The organism is Fischerella major NIES-592 (assembly GCF_001904645.1).
GTDB classification, from domain to species: domain Bacteria; phylum Cyanobacteriota; class Cyanobacteriia; order Cyanobacteriales; family Nostocaceae; genus Fischerella; species Fischerella thermalis.
On the sequence record NZ_MRCA01000001.1, the window covers coordinates 831,051 to 856,938 of the forward strand.

The 25,888-nt window shown below is 41.5% G+C and carries 21 protein-coding genes; 13 read left to right on the forward strand and 8 right to left on the reverse strand.

The genetic code is table 11. The features are described from left to right. Positions 1–125 precede the first annotated feature (125 nt). On the forward strand, positions 126–476 hold the full coding sequence (locus tag NIES592_RS03695; protein ID WP_009456112.1) for a DUF1257 domain-containing protein: 351 nt from the start codon (positions 126–128) through the stop codon (positions 474–476). A gap of 245 nt (positions 477–721) precedes the next feature. On the opposite strand, the gene NIES592_RS03700 is transcribed toward NIES592_RS03695, so the two are convergent. Then, positions 722–1,534, reverse strand: a complete 813-nt coding sequence (locus NIES592_RS03700) for a MerR family transcriptional regulator (protein ID WP_062248555.1) — start codon at positions 1,532–1,534, stop codon at positions 722–724. Positions 1,535–1,546: 12 nt separating this feature from the next. Then, positions 1,547–1,969, reverse strand: coding sequence for a VOC family protein (locus NIES592_RS03705; protein ID WP_073554931.1), 423 nt, complete (start codon positions 1,967–1,969; stop codon positions 1,547–1,549). Between the two features lie 157 nt (positions 1,970–2,126). On the opposite strand from NIES592_RS03705, the gene thrB reads away from it, so the two are divergent. The 3 genes from thrB to NIES592_RS03720 all read left to right on the forward strand — a co-directional run bounded on the left by thrB (position 2,127) and on the right by NIES592_RS03720 (position 5,611). Then, positions 2,127–3,125, forward strand: coding sequence for a homoserine kinase (gene thrB / locus NIES592_RS03710; RefSeq protein ID WP_073554932.1), 999 nt, complete (start codon positions 2,127–2,129; stop codon positions 3,123–3,125). Positions 3,126–3,208: 83 nt separating this feature from the next. Then, positions 3,209–3,721, forward strand: coding sequence for a hypothetical protein (locus NIES592_RS03715; protein ID WP_178379463.1), 513 nt, complete (start codon positions 3,209–3,211; stop codon positions 3,719–3,721). Positions 3,722–4,000: 279 nt separating this feature from the next. Further along, the gene (locus tag NIES592_RS03720) at positions 4,001–5,611 is read left to right on the forward strand and encodes an NAD(P)H-quinone oxidoreductase subunit 4 (protein ID WP_073554933.1); all 1,611 of its coding nucleotides are present in this window, start codon (positions 4,001–4,003) and stop codon (positions 5,609–5,611) included. Positions 5,612–5,808: 197 nt separating this feature from the next. Here the strand turns inward: NIES592_RS03720 and NIES592_RS03725 are convergent, their stop codons facing one another. From NIES592_RS03725 to thrS, 3 genes are all read right to left on the reverse strand, one after another. Beyond that, positions 5,809–6,108 (reverse strand): type II toxin-antitoxin system RelE/ParE family toxin, encoded by a 300-nt coding sequence (locus tag NIES592_RS03725; protein WP_009456105.1) that lies wholly within the window; start codon positions 6,106–6,108, stop codon positions 5,809–5,811. Continuing rightward, positions 6,093–6,281, reverse strand: coding sequence for a hypothetical protein (locus NIES592_RS26160; RefSeq protein WP_009456103.1), 189 nt, complete (start codon positions 6,279–6,281; stop codon positions 6,093–6,095). Before NIES592_RS26160 ends, NIES592_RS03725 begins: the two co-directional genes overlap by 16 nt. A gap of 65 nt (positions 6,282–6,346) precedes the next feature. Further along, positions 6,347–8,197 (reverse strand): threonine--tRNA ligase, encoded by a 1,851-nt coding sequence (gene thrS / locus NIES592_RS03735; RefSeq protein WP_073554934.1) that lies wholly within the window; start codon positions 8,195–8,197, stop codon positions 6,347–6,349. 451 nt (positions 8,198–8,648) lie between these two features. On the opposite strand from thrS, the gene NIES592_RS03740 reads away from it, so the two are divergent. Continuing rightward, entirely contained in the window at positions 8,649–8,987 is a 339-nt protein-coding gene (locus tag NIES592_RS03740) for a DUF2605 domain-containing protein (RefSeq protein WP_062248543.1), read from the forward strand. A gap of 211 nt (positions 8,988–9,198) precedes the next feature. Further along, a complete protein-coding gene (locus tag NIES592_RS03745; RefSeq protein ID WP_009456096.1) occupies positions 9,199–9,528 on the forward strand; it encodes a DUF2973 domain-containing protein in 330 nt (109 codons plus the stop codon). A 141-nt stretch (positions 9,529–9,669) separates the two neighbouring features. Here the strand turns inward: NIES592_RS03745 and NIES592_RS03750 are convergent, their stop codons facing one another. Both NIES592_RS03750 and NIES592_RS03755 read right to left on the reverse strand, forming a co-directional pair. Continuing rightward, positions 9,670–11,967, reverse strand: coding sequence for an amylo-alpha-1,6-glucosidase (locus tag NIES592_RS03750; RefSeq protein WP_073554935.1), 2,298 nt, complete (start codon positions 11,965–11,967; stop codon positions 9,670–9,672). Positions 11,968–12,604: 637 nt separating this feature from the next. Next, positions 12,605–13,636 (reverse strand): glycosyltransferase family 4 protein, encoded by a 1,032-nt coding sequence (locus tag NIES592_RS03755; RefSeq protein WP_062248540.1) that lies wholly within the window; start codon positions 13,634–13,636, stop codon positions 12,605–12,607. Between the two features lie 1,214 nt (positions 13,637–14,850). Here NIES592_RS03755 and NIES592_RS03760 point away from each other — a divergent pair. From NIES592_RS03760 to NIES592_RS03775, 4 genes are all read left to right on the forward strand, one after another. Beyond that, positions 14,851–16,863: a DICT sensory domain-containing protein gene (locus NIES592_RS03760; RefSeq protein ID WP_073554936.1), complete on the forward strand. Its 2,013-nt coding sequence runs from the start codon at positions 14,851–14,853 to the stop codon at positions 16,861–16,863. Positions 16,864–16,989: 126 nt separating this feature from the next. After that, on the forward strand, positions 16,990–17,418 hold the full coding sequence (locus tag NIES592_RS03765) for a photosystem I reaction center subunit II PsaD (protein ID WP_062248538.1): 429 nt from the start codon (positions 16,990–16,992) through the stop codon (positions 17,416–17,418). Between the two features lie 382 nt (positions 17,419–17,800). Further along, positions 17,801–19,321, forward strand: coding sequence for an anthranilate synthase component I (gene trpE, locus NIES592_RS03770; protein WP_073554937.1), 1,521 nt, complete (start codon positions 17,801–17,803; stop codon positions 19,319–19,321). 516 nt (positions 19,322–19,837) lie between these two features. Then, positions 19,838–20,827, forward strand: coding sequence for a hypothetical protein (locus NIES592_RS03775; RefSeq protein WP_073554938.1), 990 nt, complete (start codon positions 19,838–19,840; stop codon positions 20,825–20,827). A 298-nt stretch (positions 20,828–21,125) separates the two neighbouring features. Here the strand turns inward: NIES592_RS03775 and NIES592_RS03780 are convergent, their stop codons facing one another. Then, entirely contained in the window at positions 21,126–22,547 is a 1,422-nt protein-coding gene (locus tag NIES592_RS03780) for an NADP-dependent isocitrate dehydrogenase (RefSeq protein WP_073554939.1), read from the reverse strand. Positions 22,548–23,194: 647 nt separating this feature from the next. Between NIES592_RS03780 and NIES592_RS03785 the strand changes: the two genes are divergently transcribed. The 3 genes from NIES592_RS03785 (at position 23,195) to NIES592_RS03795 (ending at position 25,788) form a co-directional block, all read left to right on the forward strand. Continuing rightward, the gene (locus NIES592_RS03785; protein WP_073554940.1) at positions 23,195–23,908 is read left to right on the forward strand and encodes a GUN4 domain-containing protein; all 714 of its coding nucleotides are present in this window, start codon (positions 23,195–23,197) and stop codon (positions 23,906–23,908) included. Between the two features lie 30 nt (positions 23,909–23,938). Next, positions 23,939–24,583 (forward strand): Uma2 family endonuclease, encoded by a 645-nt coding sequence (locus NIES592_RS03790; protein WP_062248531.1) that lies wholly within the window; start codon positions 23,939–23,941, stop codon positions 24,581–24,583. Between the two features lie 86 nt (positions 24,584–24,669). Continuing rightward, on the forward strand, positions 24,670–25,788 hold the full coding sequence (locus tag NIES592_RS03795; protein ID WP_062248530.1) for an ABC transporter ATP-binding protein: 1,119 nt from the start codon (positions 24,670–24,672) through the stop codon (positions 25,786–25,788). Positions 25,789–25,888: the final 100 nt, after the last annotated feature.

Genomic DNA, 25,888 nt, shown 5'->3' on the forward strand with positions numbered 1-25,888 from the left:
GGGGGGAAGAGCTAGTCCTAAAGGCTAGCTGTTAATAAAAAAACCGCGTTCTGCTAAACGCGGCTTACTCTCAAAACAAACCAAACTGTTGTCCTTTTTCTCTACTCTCTTTGGAGGAAACCCAAATGTCTCATTTTAGCACTCTGCGTACCAAAATTACCGACGCTGAAATCCTCAAGCAGTCCCTGCGCGACCTTGGTATTAGCGTAAAGACCGAAGCTGATGTTCGCGGTTACAACGGTCAGCGTGTTCGTGCTGACATTGTAGCAGTATTAGAAGGCGAATATGACCTCGGTTGGTCTCGCAACAGCGACGGTTCTTTTGACCTAATCGCAGACCTGTGGGGTGTTGCTAAAAAGCATAATCAGACCGAACTGATTAACTCTATCAACCAGAAGTATGCTGTTAACAAGACCTTGACAGAAGTGAAACAGCGCGGTTTGCAAAATGCCAACGTTAAGTTGGTATTGCAATAGTAATTTCTCTGCGCGTTCCCAAAGCTGCACGGGTTAACCATGTTAATAGCGGTTAGCCCGCTTTTTTATCGGCTGGATTCACTTCCAGTCTTTATTTTTGCAGCAACTTCTTTAGTTTGGTTGAATAGATTCAGTTTACTATTTTTAAATCCAACATTTTTAACTTAACATTTTTTAATAACAAAATTTAGTTGCTTGTAATCAAAACCTAGTTGCTAAAAAGTTACCAGGTTTACAAATTCCTTTCAAGCCTTGGTTACAGGAAATTGCACCTCTGTGATATAACACTCATTATCCTGTTCATTGCCCCCTGTAATGTAAACTTCACGGTTAGGGCCAATAATTTGATAGCCGTTACCTTCAATCCAAGATACTAAGGCAGCGTAAGCTTGGTTAAGAGTGTTGTAACTACCGTGATGAACTAGGCAAGCCATTTTTTCAAATCTTGGTAACTCATATATCCGAATACGTTCAGTATTGGATATGTCCTTCTCAATTGAGATGACTGCTTCACCGTCTACATTTGAATCTTTGTATCCAGGATCGTGCCAGATACCAGCACAGTAAGTTCCTTTTTTAACTCCCTGCTGGTTGAAATATGTCAACAATTCATCATAAAGTTGCCCCACACTCGGGTAGTCTGGTAGTGTTTCTCGGATAGATGCAACTTTTATCGGCTCCACTTTTTTAATAACCACTTCGTAATTGGGCATATTATCCTCCTGTTCAATTTGCTTGAGTCGTGCTTCTACTCGCAATAGTCGCGCCTGTTCTTCTTCAACTAAATGTTGCAACTCAGCTTGCTTGAGTCGCAGCATTCCACGAATTTCTGTGGATGGCAAATTCTCATCCAGCAGCTTAGCAATTTGTTCTAAAGAAAAGCCCAAGTCTTTCAGTGCCAAAATACGATTGAGTCGTGGCAACTGTTCAGCACTGTAGTAGCGATATCCTGTAAAGTTGTCCACATCAACTGGTTTGATAAGTCCCAGTTGATCGTACAGGCGTAGTGCTTTCACCGATACTTGGCTAAGTTTAGAAAAGTCACCGATTTTCAACATCTTTGCTGCCTTTTAACTTGTTAAGATCTCAGGTGGCCAATTAGGAATGTAGGCGCATTCCAGCTTGATACCATCTGGATCTAAAAAGTACAAAGCATAGTAACCCGCCATATAGTCATATTCGGCGGGTGGATCTAAGATTTCCACCCCGTGTTCTACTAATAGTTGATACAGCTTATCCACCTGTTCTCGGTTGTCTGCACTAAAAGCAAGGTGATGTAACCCTGGAGAATAACGGTCGTGTTTTTGATTTGGTGATTCTGAGTGAGAGGGAGAAATGGTGATGACTCCATTCGGACTCGCCCAGAGTATCAACTGTGGTGTGTTTTCTGCTTGCTCGTAACCCATAAATCCTAAAAGCGTGTTATAAAATGCTTCTGAGGGCTCTATATCAGAAACAGTTAGGGCTACGTGGTTGATGGCTCCAAGTTTCAATGTTGCTTACCTCATGTTTGTGACTGTTTATAGTACACACCCTCCTGTAAAGGCAGAGTCAACCCATTTTGGATTTTGTAAAAAACCTAATCCAAAATCCAAAATCTAAAATCCAAAATCATGAGATGCTAGTTGATTGATTAGTTAAATTTTTTCAATGACTGCTGTTGACTCTGTATCTGTTATAGTTCCCGCAACTACCGCAAATTTAGGGCCGGGTTTTGATTGTATTGGTGCTGCTTTAACGCTGTACAACGAGTTTACGTTTACCCGTGTTGACTTACCCCCTTCTCAACGAGGGGAAACAGCAAAGGTGATCATAAATGTCACTGGCGCAGAAGCTGAACGAGTGCAAACTGACGAGAGTAATTTGCTCTATCAGGCGTTTGTAAAGTTATATCAACACTTGGGGCAAACTCCGCCACCTGTAGAAATTGAGATCAAGCTGGGTGTACCGCTAGCAAGGGGTTTGGGTAGTTCGGCAACAGCTATCGTTGGAGGTTTAGTAGGTGCGAATGTGTTTGCGGGTGAGCCTCTAAGCCAATCGCAGGTGATGGAGTTGGCGATCGCTATGGAGGGACACCCAGATAATGTAGTGCCGGCGTTGTTGGGGGGTTGTCGTTTGGCGGCTACGGGGATAGAAAATGAACCACCAAGACGCCATAGACGGGCAGCGGCTTCCGGAACGGTAGAACGCCAAGAGTGGGAGATTTGTGAGGTTCCTTGGTGTGAGAATATTGTGCCTGTGGTGGCGATTCCTGATTTTGAGCTTTCTACAAAGGAGGCTAGGCAGGTGTTACCTTCTCAGGTGAGTCGAGCAGATGCGATTTTTAACACGGCGCATTTGGGGTTGTTGTTGCGTGGTTTGGAGACTGGTAACGGGGATTGGTTAAGGGCAGCTTTGCAAGATAAGTTACATCAGCCTTACCGAAAAGCATTGATTAAAGGATACGATGTTGTCAATGCCGCTGCTATTAATGCGGGTGCTTACGGTATGGTGATTAGTGGTGCTGGGCCAACATTGCTGGTTTTAACAGATACAATAAATGCGGAAGCGGTGGCGGCGGCGATGTCAGCGGCTTGGCGATCGCAAGGAATTTCGCCTGTGGTGCGATCGCTTGGGATTGATACGCAAGGGGCAAGAAGTTTTTATTAGTTGTTAGTTGGTGGTTGGTAGTTGTTTGAAACAACAAACAAACTATAAGCAACAACAAACAACAAACAACAAACAACAAAAAAATGACTATAGAGCAAATTCTGGCAGAAGTTGCAGCACTTCGCTCTCAAATTGAGGTTCTGCGTGAGGAACGTGCTTCTTTGACTGTTACTGTCACACCTCCCAAAAATGATTCACCCCAAGCAATCACTGAAGCTTATCGTCGTTATGCTCGCGAAAATGCCCAATTGGTTGCGGAACTCAAGGGCATAGATGATGCGATCGCTGCTTTGGAAGATCAATTGGTACAAAAACAAGCCCAATTACAGCAATGGCAAATTCAAGCTAAACAACTTTCTCTACAGGAACAACTAGATGAGGCAAGAAAGATTGCTCAGGTTCACGCGCAACGGATTAATGAACTGGCTGCGGAACTTGCCATAGAAATACGCAGTCTGAAGGCTTGTGCTGATGAACTCAGTCCACTGTACTGGCAAGTCTATTACAAGCCGTTTATTACTGGGTTCAAGACAATCTCGGTTCCCCATGTCCGTTCTGACGGAGATGTCTGGACAATTGTTAACCGCATTGTTTGAACTACACAGATCCCCGATTTCTTAGAGAAATCGGGGATCTTGTTTTTGAAATATCATTCTTAAGACAGTTGATATTAAGATTTACAACGGTGGTTAGAGCCACTGTTTTTTATTGACTTAGCAAAAATTTACATATAGGATAAATTTGGTAAAAAATCTAAGTATTTATTACTAAATTTATTAAAGATTTAGGAATCATAGGGATAAATATCGTTTACAAAACTATGAATTGCTTAATATAATGTAATTAAAAGTAAAAACGAAAAACGATTGTCAGTGATGATTGCTCAATTTCCTTGGTTAACAACCATAATTATCTTGCCACTGGTGGCTGCCTTAGCCATTCCCCTCATCCCAGATAAAGAAGGCAAAACTGCTCGTTGGTATGGTCTGGGAGTAGCGCTAACAGATTTCGCTTTAATGATTTATGCCTTTTGGCAAAACTACGATTTTCAAAGTTCAGCATTTCAGCTGGTAGAAAAATATCCTTGGATTCCGCAGTTGGGCTTGAACTGGTCTGTTGCAGTAGATGGATTGTCAATGCCTTTAGTACTGCTGACAGGCTTAATTAACACCCTCGCAATCTTCGCGGCTTGGAAAGTAACCAACAAGCCGCGTTTATTTTATGGTCTAATGCTGGTGTTATACAGCGCTCAGCTTGGCGTATTTGTCGCCCAAGATTTGCTGCTGTTCTTTTTAATGTGGGAAATCGAATTAGTACCCGTCTACCTATTGATTTCCATTTGGGGAGGACAAAAGCGCCGTTATGCAGCTACTAAATTTATTCTTTATACCGCCCTTGCTTCTATATTTATCCTGGTAGCAGCTTTTGCAATGGCATTTTCGGGAGATACCGTCAGCTTCGATATGGTAACTCTGGGAATGAAGCAATATCCTAGAGCCTTTGAGTTACTGGTTTATGCAGGTTTCTTGATTGCTTTTGGTGTCAAACTACCAATATTCCCACTCCACACTTGGCTACCTGATGCTCACGGTGAAGCTTCTGCACCCGGTTCAATGATTTTGGCTGGTGTGTTGTTAAAGATGGGTGGTTATGCGCTCATTCGCATCAACATGGAGATGTTAACCAATGCTCATGTTTACTTCGCTCCAGTTCTGGCAATTTTAGGTGTAGTCAATATTATCTACGGTGCCTGTTGTGCCTTTGCTCAAACCAATCTCAAGCGTCGCTTAGCTTATTCTTCGATCGCCCATATGGGATTTGTGCTAGTTGGTATCGCTTCCTATACAGAAATTGGGATGAGCGGTGCTGTACTGCAAATGATTTCTCACGGTTTGATTGCTGCTAGTTTGTTCTTCCTCTCTGGCGTTACATACGAACGCACCCACACTTTGATGATGGATCAAATGGGTGGTATCGCCAAAGTAATGCCTAAAACCTTCGCTCTATTTACTGCTGGTGCAATGGCTTCTCTAGCATTACCAGGAATGAGCGGCTTTGTCGGTGAGTTGATGGTATTCCTGGGTATTGCTACCAGCGATGTTTACAGTTCTAGTTTCAAAGTTGTAGTTGTACTACTTTCTGCTGTAGGCGTGATTCTCACTCCGATTTATCTATTGTCGATGCTACGTCAAGTCTTCTACGGCAAGCAAAATACAGAGTTACATCTGGATGCATTGGTACCCGATGTCAAACCCCGCGAATTGTTCATCACTGCTTGTCTGTTGCTTCCAATCATCGGTATCGGTTTTTATCCCAAATTGGCAACCCAAACCTATGATGTCAAAACTGTAGAAGTAGCAGCTCACGCTCGTCAGTTTCTACCAGTAGTCGCTAAACAACAACCATCAAGTTTATATTCAACTATTATTACCGCGCCAACATTGGCTAATTCACAACTTCCAAGTTTGGTTAATATTGCTGATTAACTATTTCACAAGGGCTGGTGCTACTAAATAAGTTTAGAAAGACAAAGTGGGGGTGATTTTGCGATCGCCCCCACAACGCAAGCAAATACCGGATAAATACAGATGGGTTTTTTTGTCTGTATTTATCCGGTTGCATTTTTGCTTGAGTGTGAAAAATTCTCTTAGGTTTGCTTGATTTAACTCATAGGCAATGCTATTCAATCCATTTCAAATTTATCCAGTAACTTCTTTCCATAAATCACTGCGGCAACAGTAACAATATCTCCCTGAATGCGATAGATGATTCTGTAGCTATATGCCGGATATTCTCTGATATTATCGTTGCCAAACTCTGGTACAATGCGACCAGAAAAAGGTTCTTTGCTTAAGTTGACGCTTGTGTCAAGTATCTTCTTGACAACTGTCGCAGCATAGGAAGCCGAGTCACGAGCTATATATATGGCAATTGCTTCTACATCATCTAACGCTTTGGGAGACCATTCTACTTGATAAGCCATTTGTTCAATCGTTCTTCGGCCTCATTTTGGGTTCTAGTTGCTTGATGTTCGGCCACTTCTAAACCGCGCCGGACTTTTTCAATGACGTACAAATGATATTGGACATCTTCTATAGAACAATTATCAGGTAATTGGTTCAAAAGAGATTGTATCTTTTGTTTTGTAGAACTCATAATGTAATTTCTAGTTAATTTATATTGCAATATAATCAGGTGGGCAATACCCACCTAATACATTGTTAAAAATTCTCGAAGTTTGCGATAGCTTCCTTAATCTTATCTAAAACTTCGTCCACAGGCATAGTCCCTAATTCTCCATTTGCACGAGTGCGGATACTCAAAGAATTGGTTTCTACTTCTTTAGCACCGATCACAGCCATGATGGGGATCTTTTCTTTTTCGGCATTGCGAATGAGTTTACCCAGGCGATCGCCACTGGTATCCACGTCCGCCCGAATACCTAATGCTCTCATTTTTGCTGCTACTTCTTTGGCAAAATCGAGTTGCACTTCACTAACTGGTAGTAATCTTGCTTGTACTGGCGCTAACCACAAAGGGAAATCTCCAGCATATTCTTCGATTAAGATGCCAATGAGTCTTTCTAGAGAACCGAAAGGCGCACGGTGAATCATCACTGGACGTTTACGAGAACCATCTTCAGCGACATACTCTAAATCAAATCTTTCTGGCAAGTTGTAATCGACTTGCACCGTTCCCAACTGCCATTCCCTCTCCAGAGCATCACGGACGATAAAATCCAGTTTGGGACCGTAGAAAGCAGCCTCACCAATTCCCTCAAAGTGATCCATTCCCAATGTTTCGACGGCTCGACGAATGGCGCTTTCAGCTTTGTCCCAAGCTTCATCAGAACCAATATATTTATCACTAGCTGGATCGCGAAAACTCAGTCGTGCTTTGAAATTCTGATCAAGTTTAAGAGTTTTAATCACTGACAAGATCAAGTCAACCACGTTAAGGAATTCACTGTCTAGCTGCTCTGGAGTCACAAATATGTGAGCATCGTCCTGAGTAAAGCCCCGCACTCGCGTTAAACCGCCCAATTCTCCAGATTGCTCAAAGCGGTAGACAGTGCCAAATTCCGCCAACCGTATCGGTAATTCACGATAAGAATGCAATTGGCTTTTATATATTTGGATGTGAAAAGGACAATTCATGGCTTTGAGAACAAAGCCTTGCTCATGGGCAGCTGCATCTTCATTTTCTGCCATCATCGGGAATAAGTCTTCTTTATACTTCTGCCAATGGCCAGAGGTTTTAAATAAATCGACTCTACCGATGTGAGGAGTGACGACTGGTTGATAGCCACGTTTTATTTGTTCTTGTTTGAGGAAGTCTTCTAAAAGGCTCCGCAGTAAGGTTCCTTTGGGTGTCCATAATGGCAATCCTGGCCCCACTAAGTCGGAAAAAATAAATAACCCCAGTTCCTTACCCAGTTTACGGTGATCTCGTCTTAGTGCTTCTTCTTTACGCCGCTTGTACTCTGCTAGTTGTTCTGGGTTCTCCCATGCTGTACCGTAGATGCGTTGTAGCTGTGCTTTGGTTTCGTCTCCACGCCAGTAAGCACCAGCAACACTTTCTAATTCAATGGCTTTTGGATTTAATTCCTTGGTGTTTTCTAGATGTGGTCCGGCGCACAAATCCCACCATTCATTGCCTAAGTGATAGATGGTAATCGGTTCTTCTTTAATATCCGCCAGAATTTCTAGCTTATAAGGTTCGTTAATTTCCTTTATCCGCCGTTCAGCTTCTTCTCGACTAACTTCTTCCCGGATGACTGGCAGTTTACGATTGATAATTTTATCCATCTCTTTTTTGATGGCTTTGAGATCCTTATCGCTAAAAGGCTCCGGATTATCAAAATCGTAGTAAAAGCCGTTTTCAATCCACGGACCAATGGTAACTTGCGCCTTGGGAAACAGCTTTTGCACCGCCATCGCCATCACATGGGATGTGGTATGACGAATTTTTTTTAAGTTTTCTGATTCACTTGTACGCGGCAAATAAATTTTTTTCTCTGGCTGTTGTGATGGACTAAATTTTTCAGAAGGCGACATCGGCTGCTGATCCATTAGCGAAGTGATGATTTATTAGTAATTTGCAACTGACATATATATTAGCGACCATAAGAGGATCGGGGATCGGGGAATTAATTGGGGGTCAGGGATTAGGGAATTAAGAAAAATAATAATTAATCAATTCCCGAACACCCATACCTTATCCCCGATCCCTTATCCCCTATTCACAGATGATTTTTGATATAAATTTTGGAGGTTTTATGTTTTTGATCTTTATTACTTAATATTATTTCTATTTTCCCTAAAGACTTAAGAAATGTTTAAATACTTTGCTTGAATCTGCCTTGAGGATAGGTACGAATGACATTGGATATATATATAATGTTAATAAGTAACACAAAATACATCTTTTTGAAAGTTTATGGTATATGGCGCATATTTTGAATGTTAAGAATCGTAAATAGCGTTAATATTAGTAAGAAACTTAGAAATATGCTTGTCAATTATGCGAGACTCAAACTTATCAGAGCCTGAGTTGCTCAAGACAATTTTGCAACCACTACTGGATGATTTTCAGTATTGGTTTACGCGATCGCGTAATTTTCTGGAAACAGAACAACTTAATTTTATGAGCAGCCAGGAGCAATCTGCCTTGCTAGAGCGAGTCAAGCAAGCCCAGGAAGAGGTGAACACAGCCAAGATGCTGTTTACTGCAACAGAGGGACAAGTTGGAATTGATATGGCAACCTTAATGCCTTGGCATCAATTGTTATCACAATGCTGGAAGGTTGCGATGTATTTCCGCACTGAAAACCCAAGCTCACAACAGCAAGACGGCAGATAAATTCTGGAAGCGAATAAAACTCTTGACAGCATTTATTATTTAAGTCAGCCAGGTGATTGATTATACACTTGTTTGGATTGCCAGATTCAAACCGCAAATATAGGACTAGGAACAGAGTTTTTGCTATTTGCCATAGTTTTCAATTCAAACTAGGCAGAACAAATCATTGTTATAAATTCTTTTAAAAATTTTGCCTCTGGAGGAAAACCCGATGTTACATCTGCTTTACATTCTGGCTTTTACAATTCTTGCTTGTATAGCTGTTGCGAACTTAATTCGCAATTTAATCATGTTCAGCTTTGATAGAGACCGGAGTTATCCAGCCAGGTACTCGTCAATGGCAAATCAAGGTAACTATCCCTATGTAGCATCTAGAAGAGCGTTCACACCTCATCCAGAATTACTAGATGATTCTGGCAACATCATCAAAGAACCATTGTTAGTAATGCGTTCGATCAATGTCGATGATGCGCGTCAACAACTTGATGCTCTTTATGAATCTTCACCAGGACAAAAAAGCGAAACCCAGGAAGAAGGCTAAAGGATGAAGCATGAAGGCTAAAGGATGAAGGACAAAACCCTTACTTTAGCTCATAGTTCATCGTAACCTACGGCAAGCAGCCCTAACGGGCTTCTACACATTTCATACTTCATCCTTCATACTTCACACTTCATCCTTCAATTAAGCTTCAATTACTACTCGGAGGTTTCCGCGTTTTTTGGCAACACGGCAAGCTGTGGTATTTCCAGAACGCTCGAATTCTAAATCAAGGATAGTGGGACCGACTCGCAGATTATGCAGCAAGAGGCAATTGATTGACTCTGGCAAAGCGGGGTCGATAATCCGTAAGCAGTTATTGGGTGCATCTGGGACTAGATTCACTATCATATGCAGCATTTGAAAAATACTACCAGTAGCCCACGCTTGGGGTGTACAAGCAACAGGATACTGTACAGGAGAACTATCATCACTGATACGCTCGAAACCGCAAAATAACTCTGGAGGGCGATAATAGGACTGCTTTTTAGTCATGTCGAATAAACCCTCAAAAAGTTCCAAGGCTTGATCGACTAAACCGAGCGATCGCAATCCCATAGCGATCAAAGAATTATCATGGGGCCATACAGAACCGATGTGATATCCCATCGGATTGTAAGCAGGTGACAAACTGCTGAGGGTGCGAATACCCCAACCATTAAACATATCAGGGGCGCGCAATCGCTCTGCCACACTATAAGCTTTTTCTGGTGTAAAAATACCCAAGTGCAGACAATGACCAGGATTTGAAGTAATACTGTCTACTTGTTTACCATCTCCATCTAAAGCTAAAGCACAGAAATCTTGGTCTTCCATCCAAAAATCTCTGTTAAACCGCAGCTTCAAATTTCTGGCTTCTTCCTGCCAACGATCTGATAAATCCAGCCGCTTTTTCATTCTAGCAATTTCTGCCAAGCGCATTTTAGCGGCATAGACGTAACCTTGGACTTCACAAAGAGCGATCGCTCCGTTAGCTAATTCGCCTTTACGGTTGACAATACAATCACCAGAATCTTTCCAACCTTGGTTAACTAAACCACCTTTGGATTTACGTTGATAGCTGAGGTAGCCAGTGGCTTTCATGTTGCGATCAATCCACTCCATCGCCGCCAATGCATTCGGCCACAGATTTTCTAGAGTTTCTGTATCATGTGTCCATGCATAGTACTCGGTGTATAGCATCAGCCACAAAGGAGTAGCATCAACAGTACCATAGTAAGGAGTATGGGGAATTTCCTGACACCTAGCTAATTCTCCTAACCGGAGTTCGTGCAGAATTTTACCTGGTTCCTCTTCGCGCCACTCATCCTCGACTTTACCTTGGTATTGAGACAAAAGAATCAGAGTTTCTTTAGCAATTTGGGGATTTAACATCAAGGTTTGGGAAGCTGTAATGATAGAATCCCGCCCGAAGAGTGCTGAAAACCAAGGTACTCCTGCCGAAACAGTCTTATATTTGCCAAAAGATTGACGCAACAAATACATATCTTCCTCAGCACGTTCAATCACACGATTCACAGCACCTTTTTCGTCTGCGCGAATACGTGTAATTTCTTGCACCCAGTTTTGCTCTTCCATTGTCTCAGCAGCTTTTGCTTGACTCAAGGTTACAGGAGCGCTGACAGTAGAAGTGGGCTTGTTATTGGTGAGCATATTCACCCGATAGCCCAATTTTTGTTTTTCATGGGATGCTAACTCTAACTGCCAAATTGCCGTGTAACCTTTGAAGTAATCTGGTAGCCGATGCTGAAAATTTATGCGAGATTCCATCACCAAACCATCTACACCCTGGTAAGCGAGTGTTAAAGATTTGTCGGTGGGTATTGCAGGATGAAGTTTGGGAGGCGAAGCACCATCCAGAGAAACTACCGTGTCTTCTACAAATGTCGGCTCGATCAGACGCAAAAGCTTACCTTGCTTTTCTCTGCCAAAGCCTCTAACTTCAAATAAATCTACAAAATCAGCATCAAAGCTAATACTCAGTTCAAAGTTGATTGTACTTGTGCTATAGTTAGACACCTCTAATTCTTCAAAAAGTGCGCCATTTAGCACAATTTCTCGACGAATACCCACCGTATCAGCTTGGAGGCGATCATCAACTCTCGGATTAGTACATAAGACTGACAGTGAAAAACCTTTATCAGCAGTACTACTTAATAACACAGGCGATCGCCCATCAATCTGCAACTCTAAGCGGCTCAAAAATCTGGTATCAGCACAAAATAGCCCCATACTAGGGTTGCCATCACCAAGAGAACAGGTAGAAAGATTACCTAGAGTATCTGTAACTAAAAATAAGTCGTCATCTTTAATCGTGAGCGTTAACTGTGGTCTTTCACTAATTACACAAGGCCATTCAGGTATAGGTAGTAACTCTGCGGGGACAAAAGTTTTTCCGTCTAGGAAAATCCTCTCCGGCGTCATCAATATATCCGGTGTCATCAGCCAGTATTCCGTGTACAAATCTATATTTTTCAGGTCAGTTCAGCGTTAACAGGAAGAAAAACGCTCTAGCAAAACTTTGTGAGCTTTGTTACAAAGATAAATGATAATCACATTTAGCCAGTGGGCAGAAACACATCAAAGTTAGATTATTAAATCTTTATAATTCTAAAGTGAATTCAAAATTTGCGTAGATAAACACAAAAAACAGGAACATTTTTCTTGTTCCTTTGATTTGTTTTTTGAGTTTCTAAGCGGTCAACCTTAAAGGTAATAGGTAATGGGTAATTAGTAATAGGGGTATTACCCAGCAATTGCCATGTTCAAAGACCTCTCCTTCGGAGCATCGCAATGGAAATATTAATATAAAGTTAAACCCCATCCTTAAGGATGAGGTCTTCATCCGGAATTAATATGACACCAATATGAATAGAATGCGATAAATATAAATATTTCTTATATATATGCTTTTAATTATTAAAAAATGATAACTTTATAAATTCACTGCATTTTAATAGAGTTGAGCTATTAACCCAGAACTTGAGTTCTGGGCAGAATTTGAAACTTACTGAAATTGATACAAGCTCCGAGCTACCACACAATTGAATCAGACAACTAAAATTGTTCCTGGTTCATCTCAGATTTGAGCGAGTACCATTTCATAAGCCCTTTCATACTGATCGGTCATTGTTTCGACGCTAAAGCGACTAACAACATATTCCCGACAAGTTTGACGGTCTAGTTTCATGGCATCTGGAATGACTTCTATCATTTGTTCCAGACAATCGCATACAAAACCAGTTTTGCCGTGGGCTATGACTTCTGGTACTGAGCCTAAACCCATACCAATTACAGGTGTACCTGTTGCCATTGACTCAATCATTACCAGACCAAAAGGCTCACGCCAAGTAATGGGGAACAAAGTTACAGTCGCACCACTTAAAAGTTTTACTTTGTCTTCGTGGGAAATTTCACCCAAATACTGAATTTGTTCGCCGTCAATCAGTGGCTTGACTTGCTCCTGATAATATTTCTGGTCAACAACATCAACCTTACCAGCCATCTTTAGAGGTAGGCCTGTCGCACGGGCGATTTTTATGGCCTCTATTGGCCCTTTTTCTGGAGAAAGTCGTCCCACAAAAGCCAGGTATGCAGGTTGTACAGGTTCAGAATTGAAAGCATAAACGGCTGTATCTATGCCGTTGTAGACGGTGTGGATGTAGTTTAAACCTAAACGTGGTTCTCGCTGTGCTTGGCTAATACTGATGAAGGGTTGCTGAGCATAACGCCGATACATTTTTTCATTATCGGGCGTGAAAATCCCATGCATCGTATGAACCGTGGGTGTTTTGACAAAACTGGTGTAAGGCAGGACAGAACAACCAACGTGGGAGTGAATTATGTCGAAATGATGTGCGTTTTCATAAACTTCAGCCAGGGACATCTGCTCATAAATAATTGGCTCTTTAACACTAGGATCGAGCCGTAAAGCTTTGTCATGGACTGAGCAGAGCTTTGCTTTAGTAATTGAGTCACCAGAAGCAAACAAAGTCACATCATGACCACGTTGAACTAATTCATCCGTCAGCAACTTCACAATTAGTTCAATACCGCCGTAACGAAAGGGGGGAACACGCTCCCACAAAGGGGAAATTTGAGCAATTCTCATGTTTCACCTAAACATGTCAATGTCAGCATGTTTGCCCACACAGCTGTGAATTATGCTAGTGCGATCGCAACAAACCAACATAATTTTTACAAACTTGAGAACAAACACACTTTATGTTCAATGCTGCTAGTCCTGAGGACACAAACAAGTTAAACCGCTTCTTGTATTTTTCAAAAATTTGTATTCTGCTATTTCTCTCCACAAGACTTTTACCATTACCAGTAGTAATTGCAGACTTAAAATGCTTTACCGTTAGATAAATTTGAATTGATTACATAATTTTAAGTTTTTTGACAGTATTATTTTGGAACACAAATTTATATTACAGTAACCAGTTACAATTAGCAATATACTTATATATAATAAATACGTTTATACAAATACTAATTATTTGTTTAATAAGCGGAGATAAAGTAAACAAATACACAAAAAATCTACTAGTACTAAAAGCGTAATTTAGATTTTGCAAGAGTTTTACTTGCAAAATATATGTAATAAAATCATAGTAATTAATTATTATCTAAATATAATTATTGAAGAAAAAATCAGTAAAAATACTTTTTTGTGTAAATTAGATATCTATTAAATATCTAAATATTATGACATTGATACTATTTTTGAGATGATTTTCTTTTTTTAAATTTACATACTTATTTAGCGACCTCTGGTTTGTTGATCAGATCAAGAGTAATTTAATTAGAGAAATTACTTCTATCAAAAGTGAGAAATTTGTTAACAAGATATAAATAAACAAGAAAAATTTGTAAAATTTCTTTACTTTGACTAAACTGCAAATAAATACTTATAAGGTTTATAAAAATTAACAATATTTGAGTTAAGATAGATTGCTGTTAGCTCTAGCAAAGCAGAAAGTTTCAATCTAAACAATGTTTTTAAATATTGTGGAAATGCTGATGCTCAAAAGCAGATTTAAAAAGCATTAAAGTTTCATGCTAGAGGTTAATCAAAAAGGTGGGCAGTATATGAGCAGACTTGAATATCTGAGTGTGTCTTCCTTAATAAACTAATAGGCTAAAAAACAGCTAATTTCTTGTCTTAGAGTTCTGTCTCCACTCTACGGCGTCAGTCTGCTAGCAGTAGTTCAACATTCTTTACATATTGCAACGAAATGCTTGATTGGAAAGTCCGTTGTAATTTGTACAATGCAGCTGTGACGTGAATCATGTCCAGATTGTGGCTTCTTTAGGACGTTCATGAGCATTTCAACTTCCGTGCTGATTGATTTGCTACAGGCTATACCCCACCTGCGGCCCCAACTATACTTCAAAGCTTCGCTAACGGCCTTATCCCATGCCATGGAGGATCAGGTTTTAGCTGCTACTCTCGAGCAGCCCTTGGTTATTGCTAGCTTTCAAAGAGAGCGATTTTATCGCCAGGAAGCTCATCGCTATCAGCGGCTTGCCCAGCGAAGTAACCAAGTATACGTATTAGCTGCGCCAGAAACTGATTTTACCAGCAGCTCGGAATTTTACGAAAAGATAGCTTTTGAGGCAGATGATGCTCTCAGCCAAGAGTGGCATTTGGTGGTCATAGCCCAAAACTATGCTACTTGTTTAGTTTGTCGGGAAAGTCTTGGTTCTTTAGCCAAAAACATTCGACTACGAGAATTAAGTCCTAGTCTGGATATGGACGCGGCGCGAAGATTTGAAGGAATTTGGACGGCGGAACGGGGAGTAAGCCTGCAAGCTGCCGAACTCTTGTTGCAGAGGATTTTAGTTTACAGACCAGAGTTAACAGATAAAATCGAGCAAGCCCGCCAGCGTTTTGGTATTGGAGGACGGAAGATTACTTCAAACACAAAGCAATTACCGAGTGAATACGCCTGCGATATTGACACCGATCCATTTGTGCAACGTTTGGTAACTTATCTGCAAGCGAGTCAGTACAAATTGCATAAAGCCTACCGTTCCATCTCTGCCCAAGCACGTAAAGAAAGACTAGTTAATTCAATTAGTACCGCGATTAGGCGATCGCTTAATCCCCAAGAAATTCTCACAGTAGCAGCCCAAGAACTAGGACAAAACTTGGGGGCTTGTCGCTGTTTAATTTACCGCGCTCAAGCTACAGATACCCAAGCGATCATTGAACACGAGTTTTTAAGTCCTGGTGTTTCATCTTTTTTGGGACAAACTTGGCCCTTAGAAAACAATCCTCTATTCCAAGAAGTAGTAATCCAGAGTGAAGGCGTGCGGGTTGTCGATACTCTCAACGACTCGCGGGTAATTAACTCGAAAGCACTGTGGCAGATTGTAGAGAGATATGCCATTCGCTCTTGGCTGATGGAACCGGTGCTTTTTCAAGGACGACTGTTGGGCATTGTAGAATTGCACTATTGTGGTGAAACTCCCCATGATTGGCATCCTGGGGAATTAGATTTGGTAGAAGCGATCGCCACTCAAATAGGGGCTGCTCTCATTCAAGCCGAAGCTTACGCCAACTTAGAAGAACTCAACCAGCAATTAGAAGCCCTAGACCGCACACGTAGCAACTTGATTGCGATCACAGGCCATGAATTGCGGACACCTCTGTCTACAATTCAAGTGTGTTTGGAAAGCCTTGCCACAGAACCGGATATGCCTCTAGAACTGCGACAGGTGATGCTAAACACAGCTCTTTCTGACTCCGAACGGATGCGAAAGCTGATTCAAGATTTCCTCACGCTTTCCAACTTAGAAAGTGGACGAGTAGAATGGCATCCGGAATCATTAACCTTACAAGAGTGTGTTGACCTAGCACTTAGTCGTCTTCGCACTCGCCTAGCAGGTGATGAAAGATTGCCCCAGATCACAACAGAATTGGCCAGCAACCTGCCTTTAGTCAGAGCTGACGGTGATTGGTTGGTGGAGGTGTTAGCAAAACTTGTAGACAACGCTTGCAAATTCACGCCACCAGATGGACAAATTACCATCAAGGCTATTCGCAACAACAGTAAGATGGTCGAGGTGACTGTGGCAGACACAGGACGAGGGATAGAACCCAATCGTTTGGAAGTAGTTTTTGACCGTTTTTATCAAGAAGAGGGAGCGCTAAGACGCAGTACAGGTGGTACTGGTTTGGGTCTAGCAATATGTCGTCAAATTGTCAATGGCTGGGGCGGTGAAATTTGGGCAGAATCACAGGGTAAAAACCAGGGTAGTCAGTTTCATTTCACCATACCCATTATTGAGGGAAGCCAGGAAAAAAGACCATCAAGAGTCAGTTATTAGTTGTTAATTGTTAGTTGTTAGTTCTAAACAACCACCAACCAACCAAACTGTTACAGTTCCTTACACAATCGCAATATGTCCCCATCAGCGGTGTTAGGATGCCGTAAAAACGTTGAGAGACGCTTTATGGCAGAAACACTTTCTGGACAAACTCCAATCTTTGGCGGCAGCACTGGTGGCTTGCTCAAAAAAGCAGAAGTCGAAGAGAAGTACGCTATCACTTGGACTAGCCCTAAAGAGCAAGTTTTTGAAATGCCTACTGGAGGCGCTGCTATTATGCGGCAGGGACAGAACTTGCTGTATTTAGCTCGTAAAGAGCAATGTATCGCTCTAGGTGGTCAACTTCGGAAATTTAAAATCACAGATTACAAAATTTACCGGATTTATCCTAACGGCGAAACAGTTTACATTCATCCAGCTGATGGTGTCTTCCCTGAGAAGGTTAACCAAGGCCGGGAGAAAGTACGGTACAACGATCGCAGAATCGGTCAAAATCCCAGTCCTTCTAAAGTTAAATTCAGCGGCACAGCTACCTACGACGCTCCTAATTCCTAATGAATTAGGGAAAGGTCACGATTTCATTAGTTTTGCTGGTAATTGTTAATGGGTAATGGGTAATTGGTTTTTTCATTACTGATTACCCATTGCCCATTACCAGCCTAAGCGACAATATTAAGTATTCAAACGGATACAATATTATTTGTTTTTCAGAACAATTAAGAATTAATAAATAAAGTAGTATAAATCCTGAAGTATAAAATATAAAACCTATCGTCCCCTACGGTCAGCAGCTGGTGGGGTTAGTCTTATTTTCTAGCCTAGCTTTAGTGTTAAACTACCAAATTTAAGTACCATTACAAAATTAACTACACAGAATTGCTATGAAAACAGGGCATAATCACACCCTGTTCCCTGTTCCCTTTATTTGATTATTTATATGATTTTCCCTGATTTTTCTCAGTTTTCCGAACTAGCTAAAAATGGTAACTTTGTCCCGGTTTATCAAGAATGGGTTGCAGACCTAGATACACCAGTTTCTGCTTGGTATAAAGTTTGTGCTGGACAACCTTATAGTTTTTTGCTGGAATCGGTAGAAGGTGGAGAAAAAATCGGGCGTTATAGTTTTTTAGGTTGTGACCCGTTATGGATCTTAGAAGCAAGAGGCGATAAAACCACTCAGATGCACCGTGATGGTTCTCAGGTTGTATTTACAGGTGATCCATTTACAGCTTTAGCCACATGTTTAGAACCTTTTTATCCAGTTAAATTACCGCAGCTACCACCGGGAATTGGAGGTCTATTTGGGTTTTGGGGTTATGAATTAATTAATTGGATCGAGCCACGTGTACCAATTCATCCACAAGACGACCGTAATATTCCTGATGGTGTTTGGATGCAGGTAGATCATCTATTAATTTTTGATCAAGTCAAGCGGAAAATTTGGGCTGTGGCTTACGCGGATTTGCGTGATCCAAATGTAGATTTACAGACAGCCTATGAAAAGGCTTGTTGTTGTGTCACTCAAATGGTCAACAAGTTATCTTTGCCTTTATCACCGCAAAATACGTTACTGGAATGGGAACCCCCAGCAAATCAGAGAGTGGGAGAAGTAGGAGTAGAGGAGTACAAAAGTAATTTTACTCGTGAGGAATTTTGTAGCAGCGTTAAAAAGGCAAAAGAATACATCAAAGCCGGCGATATCTTCCAAGTTGTAATTTCCCAGCGCTTATCGACAGAATACACTGGTGATCCTTTTGCTTTGTATCGTTCCCTGCGTCAAATTAATCCTTCTCCTTACATGGCGTTTTTCAACTTCCAGGATTGGCAGATTATTGGTTCGAGTCCCGAAGTGATGGTAAAAGCCGAACGTGATTCAGAAGGGGATTTATTGGCTACAGTGCGTCCCATTGCTGGTACTCGCCCACGGGGTAAAACAACCCAAGAAGATATGGACCTAGCAGATGATTTACTCAAAGATCCCAAAGAAATAGCTGAACACGTCATGCTTGTTGACTTGGGTCGTAATGATTTGGGGCGGGTGTGCCAAAGCGGTACGGTGAAAGTTGACGAGTTAATGGTAATTGAACGCTACTCCCATGTTATGCACATTGTTAGCAATGTGGTGGGTAAATTAGCGCCTAGTAAGACAGCTTGGGATTTACTCAAAGCTTGCTTCCCCGCCGGAACAGTTAGCGGCGCACCCAAAATTCGGGCAATGGAGATCATAAATGAGTTAGAACCTAGTCGGCGTGGTGTATATTCTGGTGTTTATGGATACTACGATTTTGAAGGGCAATTAAATTCTGCGATCGCTATTCGGACAATGGTTGTACGTCATAATACAGTTAACGTTCAAGCAGGCGCGGGTTTAGTAGCTGATTCAGAACCAGAAAAAGAGTACGAAGAGACTTTAAATAAAGCTAGAGGATTGTTAGAAGCAATACGTTGTTTACGTTGAACTGAATCTATGCGGAAAAAGAACAGAATGTTGTATAGTTTTTCATAATTTTTTATTTCCACAGTGTGAGCATAATCATATCCTTTATAAGGATGTTCGTTAGAATAACACTAAGCAATAGCCTTTAACATCTACCATACTTTATATTTTTAATCTGTTTATACTCCACAATGAAAATCAAAAAATACTTTTGGACTGTGGATAAATGAAGTTGAGCGTAATTAGTAATGTTTGCTCGGTCAAATCATTTCAGTTTGATTGGGTAATTGATGTAAATGGCAATCTAGTACCCATGTACTAAATATAGTGATGTTTGAAAATTAGTATTAGATGGGTTAAAGAAGAATTTGACGGTACTTGCTCATTAAATGAAAGCGCATGAAAATGCGCCCACAAAATTTTGATGGAAAAAGTTGTTTTTGATTGAATACGCCAACTTTTAGCAAACAGTGTAAAAACACTTTATTCAAATTTCAGATGATAAAAAATTTTTCAAACTCAAGGTACTAATAAATTATGAAGTTACAAATTAGACGCCGACAATTTGGAAAGTTAGTACTTGCTAGTGCTGCGACCACAGCGATTATCAACCTTGCAAATAAAAGTGTTGCTCAGAATTCAAATACCTTAGTCTACGGAGCAATAGTTGCGGCCAAAGGCCGAAAGCAAGCAAAAGACCAAGAATCTACAGATGTAGCCAATACTACTCCAGCAATAAAAGTGACAGCTTTGGATTTGGGAACTCTACGACAAGTATCGACTACAGAGGTTCCGTCTACAGCTGTGGACAATGCAAATACAGTTACTGAGAGCGCCCAGAAGGCATTATATACTGAACCAACTGAGCGGATAACTGGATTTACTAGCCTATCCGACGGCAGTTTTGTTTTTGTAGTTGTTGGCAGTTCGCGGAAGGGTAACTATACCAAATTGCTAATTACAGATATTAAAAAGCTTGATAAGAAGCCTAAATCAAAAAAAATATCGGGATTCAAAAAGACTAACAACACAATAGAAGGTGTTGTGGGAACCAAAGATGACAAACTTATTTGCATAGTCAGTGAAAGTGGGGGTACGCCTCCTTTTAAATTTGCGCTTGTTGATCCACAAAATGGCAAAGTATCTCATGAATCTGATTTAGCTTTACCAGAACTTTTCCCAAATCGGCGATATAGTAATTTAGCTCAATCGCCGATTGATGGAAAATATTATCTTACGACTATGAATTCAGAAGGCATAACACAATTGGCGCAGTTAGACCTAGATAATAAATCGATAATTACTGGTAAAGGAAAAATTATCGAATTGTCACCATTGACTTTTGACAGACAGGCCCTAGCAAACGATTTATTCAGCCTCGCTTTCTCTGGGTCGGGCGATCTGTATGCAGTTGGAAAACTCAAATCTGAGCAAACTCAATATCTATTTAATGTGGATCTCAAAAATGCACAGATGAAAAGGCTGACAGAATTTTCAGTCGACAAAATTGCCTTCGCTCGTTCCTAGTAAAAAAGTAACTTCACCCTCAAGACCTAGTGATTCAATCCCCCGTGTTTATAACTTGTCATTACCCACATTTTTGAAATCTCTTGCTTGGTTGCTATCCCGCCTTGGAATTTATTCCAAGGCTAATAGCTAAAGTCTACTGAACTAGATTCAACACAAATTTCAGTCCACTTAAGTGGACTTAGGCTATTAGCCCAGAACTGAAGTTCTGGGCGGGATAACACCAGAGTGCAAACTTCGACTATGACAAAAATGTGGGTAATGACAAGGTGGTCAAATTGTCTACTGAAGCTGAGATTTAACTAAAGTGCTTGATTATCGCTTCCGCAAATTCTGAACACTTTAAAGGTTCTACAGGTGGTTCCATTAACCGGGCTAAGTCGTAGGTAACTTCACGGTTAGCGATCGCATCTCCAATACCTTTTTTGATCAAGTCTGCTGCTTCTTGCCATCCTAAATACTCCAGCATCATCACACCAGACAAAATCACCGAACCAGGATTGATGCGATCCAAGCCAGCGTGTTTGGGTGCAGTACCGTGGGTAGCTTCAAAAATCGCGCATTCATCGCCAATATTTGCCCCTGGGCCCATTCCTAGTCCACCGACAATGGCTGCTGCTGCATCAGACAAATAATCGCCATTCAAATTCATTGTCGCCAGAATCGAATATTCGTCTGGTCGAGTTTGAATTTGTTGGAAAATACTGTCAGCGATGCGGTCATTAACCATCACCTTGTCTTGCCATTTACCATTGCCGTGAGTATCCCAAATTGAGTTAAGAACTGTTTCTACTTCCTTGACAATTTGGGCTTGTTTCTCTGTGGTTAAAGCATCAAATCCAGGATCAACCATTCGGGCGTTTTCTTGGGTCGTGATGTTGGGGTTTTTTTCTTTGTTACTTAAAATCCAAGATTCCCTTTCTGTGATGCACTGCTGTCGAAACTCACTAGTAGCCAGTTCGTAACCCCAATCACGGAAAGCGCCTTCGGTGTATTTCATGATGTTGCCCTTATGCACCAAAGTCACCATTTGTTTGTGTTTGGGTAGTTGCAGGGCGTGTTTGATGGCACGTCGTACTAAGCGCTGAGAAGCAGTTTTACTGATTGGTTTAATGCCGATCCCAGAGTCTAAGGGAATTTGTTTTTTGCCGTGTTCTGGTGTGGCAGGGATGAGTTCTGTGTTGAGATATTTAATTAAGCGATCGCCGATTTCGCTACCTTGTCGCCACTCAATCCCCAAATAAATATCTTCGGTATTTTCCCGATAAACAATCACATCGAGTTTTTCTGGATTTTTGTGGGGAGAAGGCGTACCTGCGTAGTACCGACAAGGACGCACGCAAGCATACAAGTCAAAAATTTGCCGTAAAGCAACATTGAGCGAACGAATTCCACCGCCTACAGGCGTGGTCAAGGGCCCTTTTATTGCTATGCCATATTCTTGGATTGCTGTCAGGGTATCCTGGGGTAAATACTGATATGTTCCGTATAATTCACAAGCTTCATCCCCAGCATATATCTTAAACCAGCTAATTTTCCGTTTGCCTTTGTATGCTACATCTACAGCAGCATCAAAGACCTTTTGTGCAGCAGGCCAGATATCAATACCAGTACCGTCGCCGCGAATGAAGGGGATAATCGGATTGTCAGGAACAGTTGGTTCACCATTGTTGAAAGTGATTTTTTCTCCGGTTGAGGGGGGAGTAATTTTTTCGTACATTCACACACTCCTGATTGTGACGCAGCGACAACAGCTGCTGTAGTTGTTGGTGGTTGGTTGTTGATCGTTGTTTGTTGCTAGATAATTATTCCAAAGAACGAACAACAAACAGCAAGAACAGATTTTGCTGTGCTTTGTTATTGATCAAGCTAGTAGGCAGAGTTTTCCCCTCTCCAGAAGAGTTTGACGGATTGGGGGGACTGGGGACTAGAGACTGTAAGCAGGACAAGCCAGACAAGGGAGAATTATTTAACAAGTCTCTTCCCAATGCCCCAATCCCCGACCCTTATCTTCTGTTTCGATGCTATCTTATCGCCTCGAAGCGTAATTAGTATACCCTGAAAATATACAGCAAACAGCCAGCAACTGAAGAATGAAACAGAGATTACTATCAGTGTGACTGACTAAGAGTTCATAATGTTAGAATTCCACTGTCAAGCTGTAGGCAGAACTAAAACGGATATTTTACGACAGCTGATCATGTCGTTAGGTACCACAGCAACTAACATATCGAATGATAATACAGGTATATAATGAGTAGGCTTTGGGAGCAATTTCCTGTAAACTACTCTACGCTACTATGCTTTCCCATCCACAAAATTTTCTAGCTAACACTTGTTCACCGATCGCATTTTCTGAGTAATGGCATGACAGACCCAATGATTGTATCAGGCACATCTTCTGACATTGAATCCTTACGCGGCCAGTTAATTGCTGGGTCATTGCAAGTCCAACAACAAACTATCCCGCTGCTAGCTAACCTGGGTAACAACGGATTTGATGTCCTGATGGAATTTTTAATGGAACGTCGTGACACTCCCGCAACTTGGGTTGATGGTAAAGCTTACCAAGTGCTGTATAACTCTGATTCGCCTCAAATTAAAGAATTTCTCCAAACCCATTTTCCTCAGGGAATTGTACCTTTAAAATCAGACTGCGGCATTGATTACAGTTCCTTACAACATCTGTTGGCAAGCCAAGATTTCCAGGCTGCTGACCGCATGACTCTGCAAAAATTGTGTGAAATTGCGGGTGCAGAAGCTGTTAAGCGTAAGTGGCTTTATTTTACCGAAGTAGAAAATTTTCCAGTTGCAGATTTACAAACCATTAACAAATTGTGGTTAGTGCACTCCGAAGGGAAATTTGGATATTCAGTACAGCGAGAAATTTGGTTGAGTTTGGGGAAAAATTGGGATAATCTTTGGGTAAAAATTGGTTGGAAAAAAGGTAATAACTGGACACGTTACCCCCAAGAATTTACTTGGGATTTAAGTGCCCCTAAAGGTCATTTACCCCTTTCTAATCAACTGCGAGGAGTGCGAGTAATTGCGTCTATATTTGCTCATCCGGCCTGGGGTTAGCTTTACTCTCGCAATAGGAGAACACTTGTCATGGTAACAACAGCACCACCGGCAGAAACCAGAACTTTACTAGAAAATATCAGCTGGCAAACATTTAAAGCCATACTAGCCGACATGGGTGATGAACGAAATACCAGGCTAGCTTATGACAATAGAATATTAGAAATCATGACTCCATTGATGCCACACGAAAACTCAAACCGCCTCATAGAAAGATTTGTGATTGTGTTGTGTGAGGAATTAGGTTTGGAAGTCAAAAGTGTTGGTTCACTGACCTTGACACGGGATGATGTAGAACGAGGGGGAGAACCTGATAGCAGCTACTACATCCAACATGAGTTTTTAGTTAGAGACAGAGAAAATATAGACTTAGCAATTGATCCACCACCAGACTTGGTGCTAGAAGTTGAATATTCCAGACCAAAAGTAGACAAGACAAAAATTTACGCGGCTATTGGTGTACCTGAGTTTTGGCGGTTCAACGGCAGTGTTTTACTAGTTTACATACTCCATGAGGGTGAATACTCAGAAGTTCAATTTAGCCCCACATTTGCTCCCATACCCGTCAAAGAAATTCCCCAGTTTCTGCAAAAAACTAGGAAAGACGGAGAAAATGCTACTACTAAGGCTTTCCGTACCTGGGTCAAACAGCTAATTGCTGATTCAAGACAATAGGCGATCGCAAAGTTTTTGGTTTTTCACGTTAAAATTCGATCGCACCCCGCCAGATTCATTCAAGAATTCAATTCCACAACCGAACAATGGCTAGCGTTAGTCTCGAAAGCATTAAGCGTAAATTCAACAATGTCATTGCTATAGAGGATATTACCTTTAATATTCCTGATGGGGAATTTTGGGTTTTGGTAGGGCCTTCGGGTTGTGGTAAGTCTACAATTTTACGAACGATCGCTGGTTTGGAAACTGCCACCTCTGGCAAACTTTACATTGGGGATAAGCTGATGAATAATGTCCCCGCCAGACAACGAGATGTGGCGATGGTGTTCCAGAATTATGCCCTGTACCCGCACATGACAGTAGCAGAAAATATTGCCTTTGGGTTACGGATGCGCAAAGTTGACCCTAAGGTTGTGCAAGAAAGGGTGATGACGGTGGCGCGATCGCTGGCGTTGGAACACTTATTGGAACGCAAACCCAAACAACTTTCCGGGGGACAGCAGCAACGGGTAGCATTGGGAAGAGCGATCGCCCGTCAACCACAGGTATTTTTATTAGATGAACCTTTATCGAATTTAGATGCCCAATTAAGAGATGATACGCGGGCGGAGTTAAAAGAGTTACACTTAAACTTGGGTATTACTACGGTATATGTGACTCATGATCAAGTCGAGGCGATGACTTTAGCGGATCAGATTGTGGTGCTGAATCGCGGCAGAATTCAGCAGATTGGGGAACCGCAAGAAATTTATGCTAAACCTGCTAATCGGATGGTGGCAACTTTTGTGGGTAGTCCGCCGATGAATATTTTACCAGCTAAGTATGTGGCTGGGGGTTTTGATGTGGATGGGCAGGTGTTACCTGTGAGTGGAGATATGCAGGGGAAGTTGCATCTGCGGGAGGGACAGGGGTTTGATTTGGGTGTGAGACCGGAGAGTATTAGTATTAATGAACCGCGAAGCCGCGAAGGACGCGAAGGAGAATTCGCAGAGTTGGTGGTGGAGGTGAAGGTGGTGGAACCTCTGGGAAGGGAGACTTTGATTCGTGCGGTTTTACCTGGTTCGGGGGTAGTGGTGAATGTGCAGGCGGGTGCGGATGTGCGCCCCCGTCCAGGTGATCGTTTGGTGTTGGATGTTGATTTGAGTAAGTTATTTGTGTTTGATACTGCTACTGGCGATCGCTTGTATCCACCTGTGGCTGATTGATTTGATATAAGTAGGTCGGTAAGGGTGTTGCTGCTTGGATGTGATCGCCCTTTGGAATTGTTATTCTGTTTTTGGTACTGCTAGTTGTGCTTTTATTTAA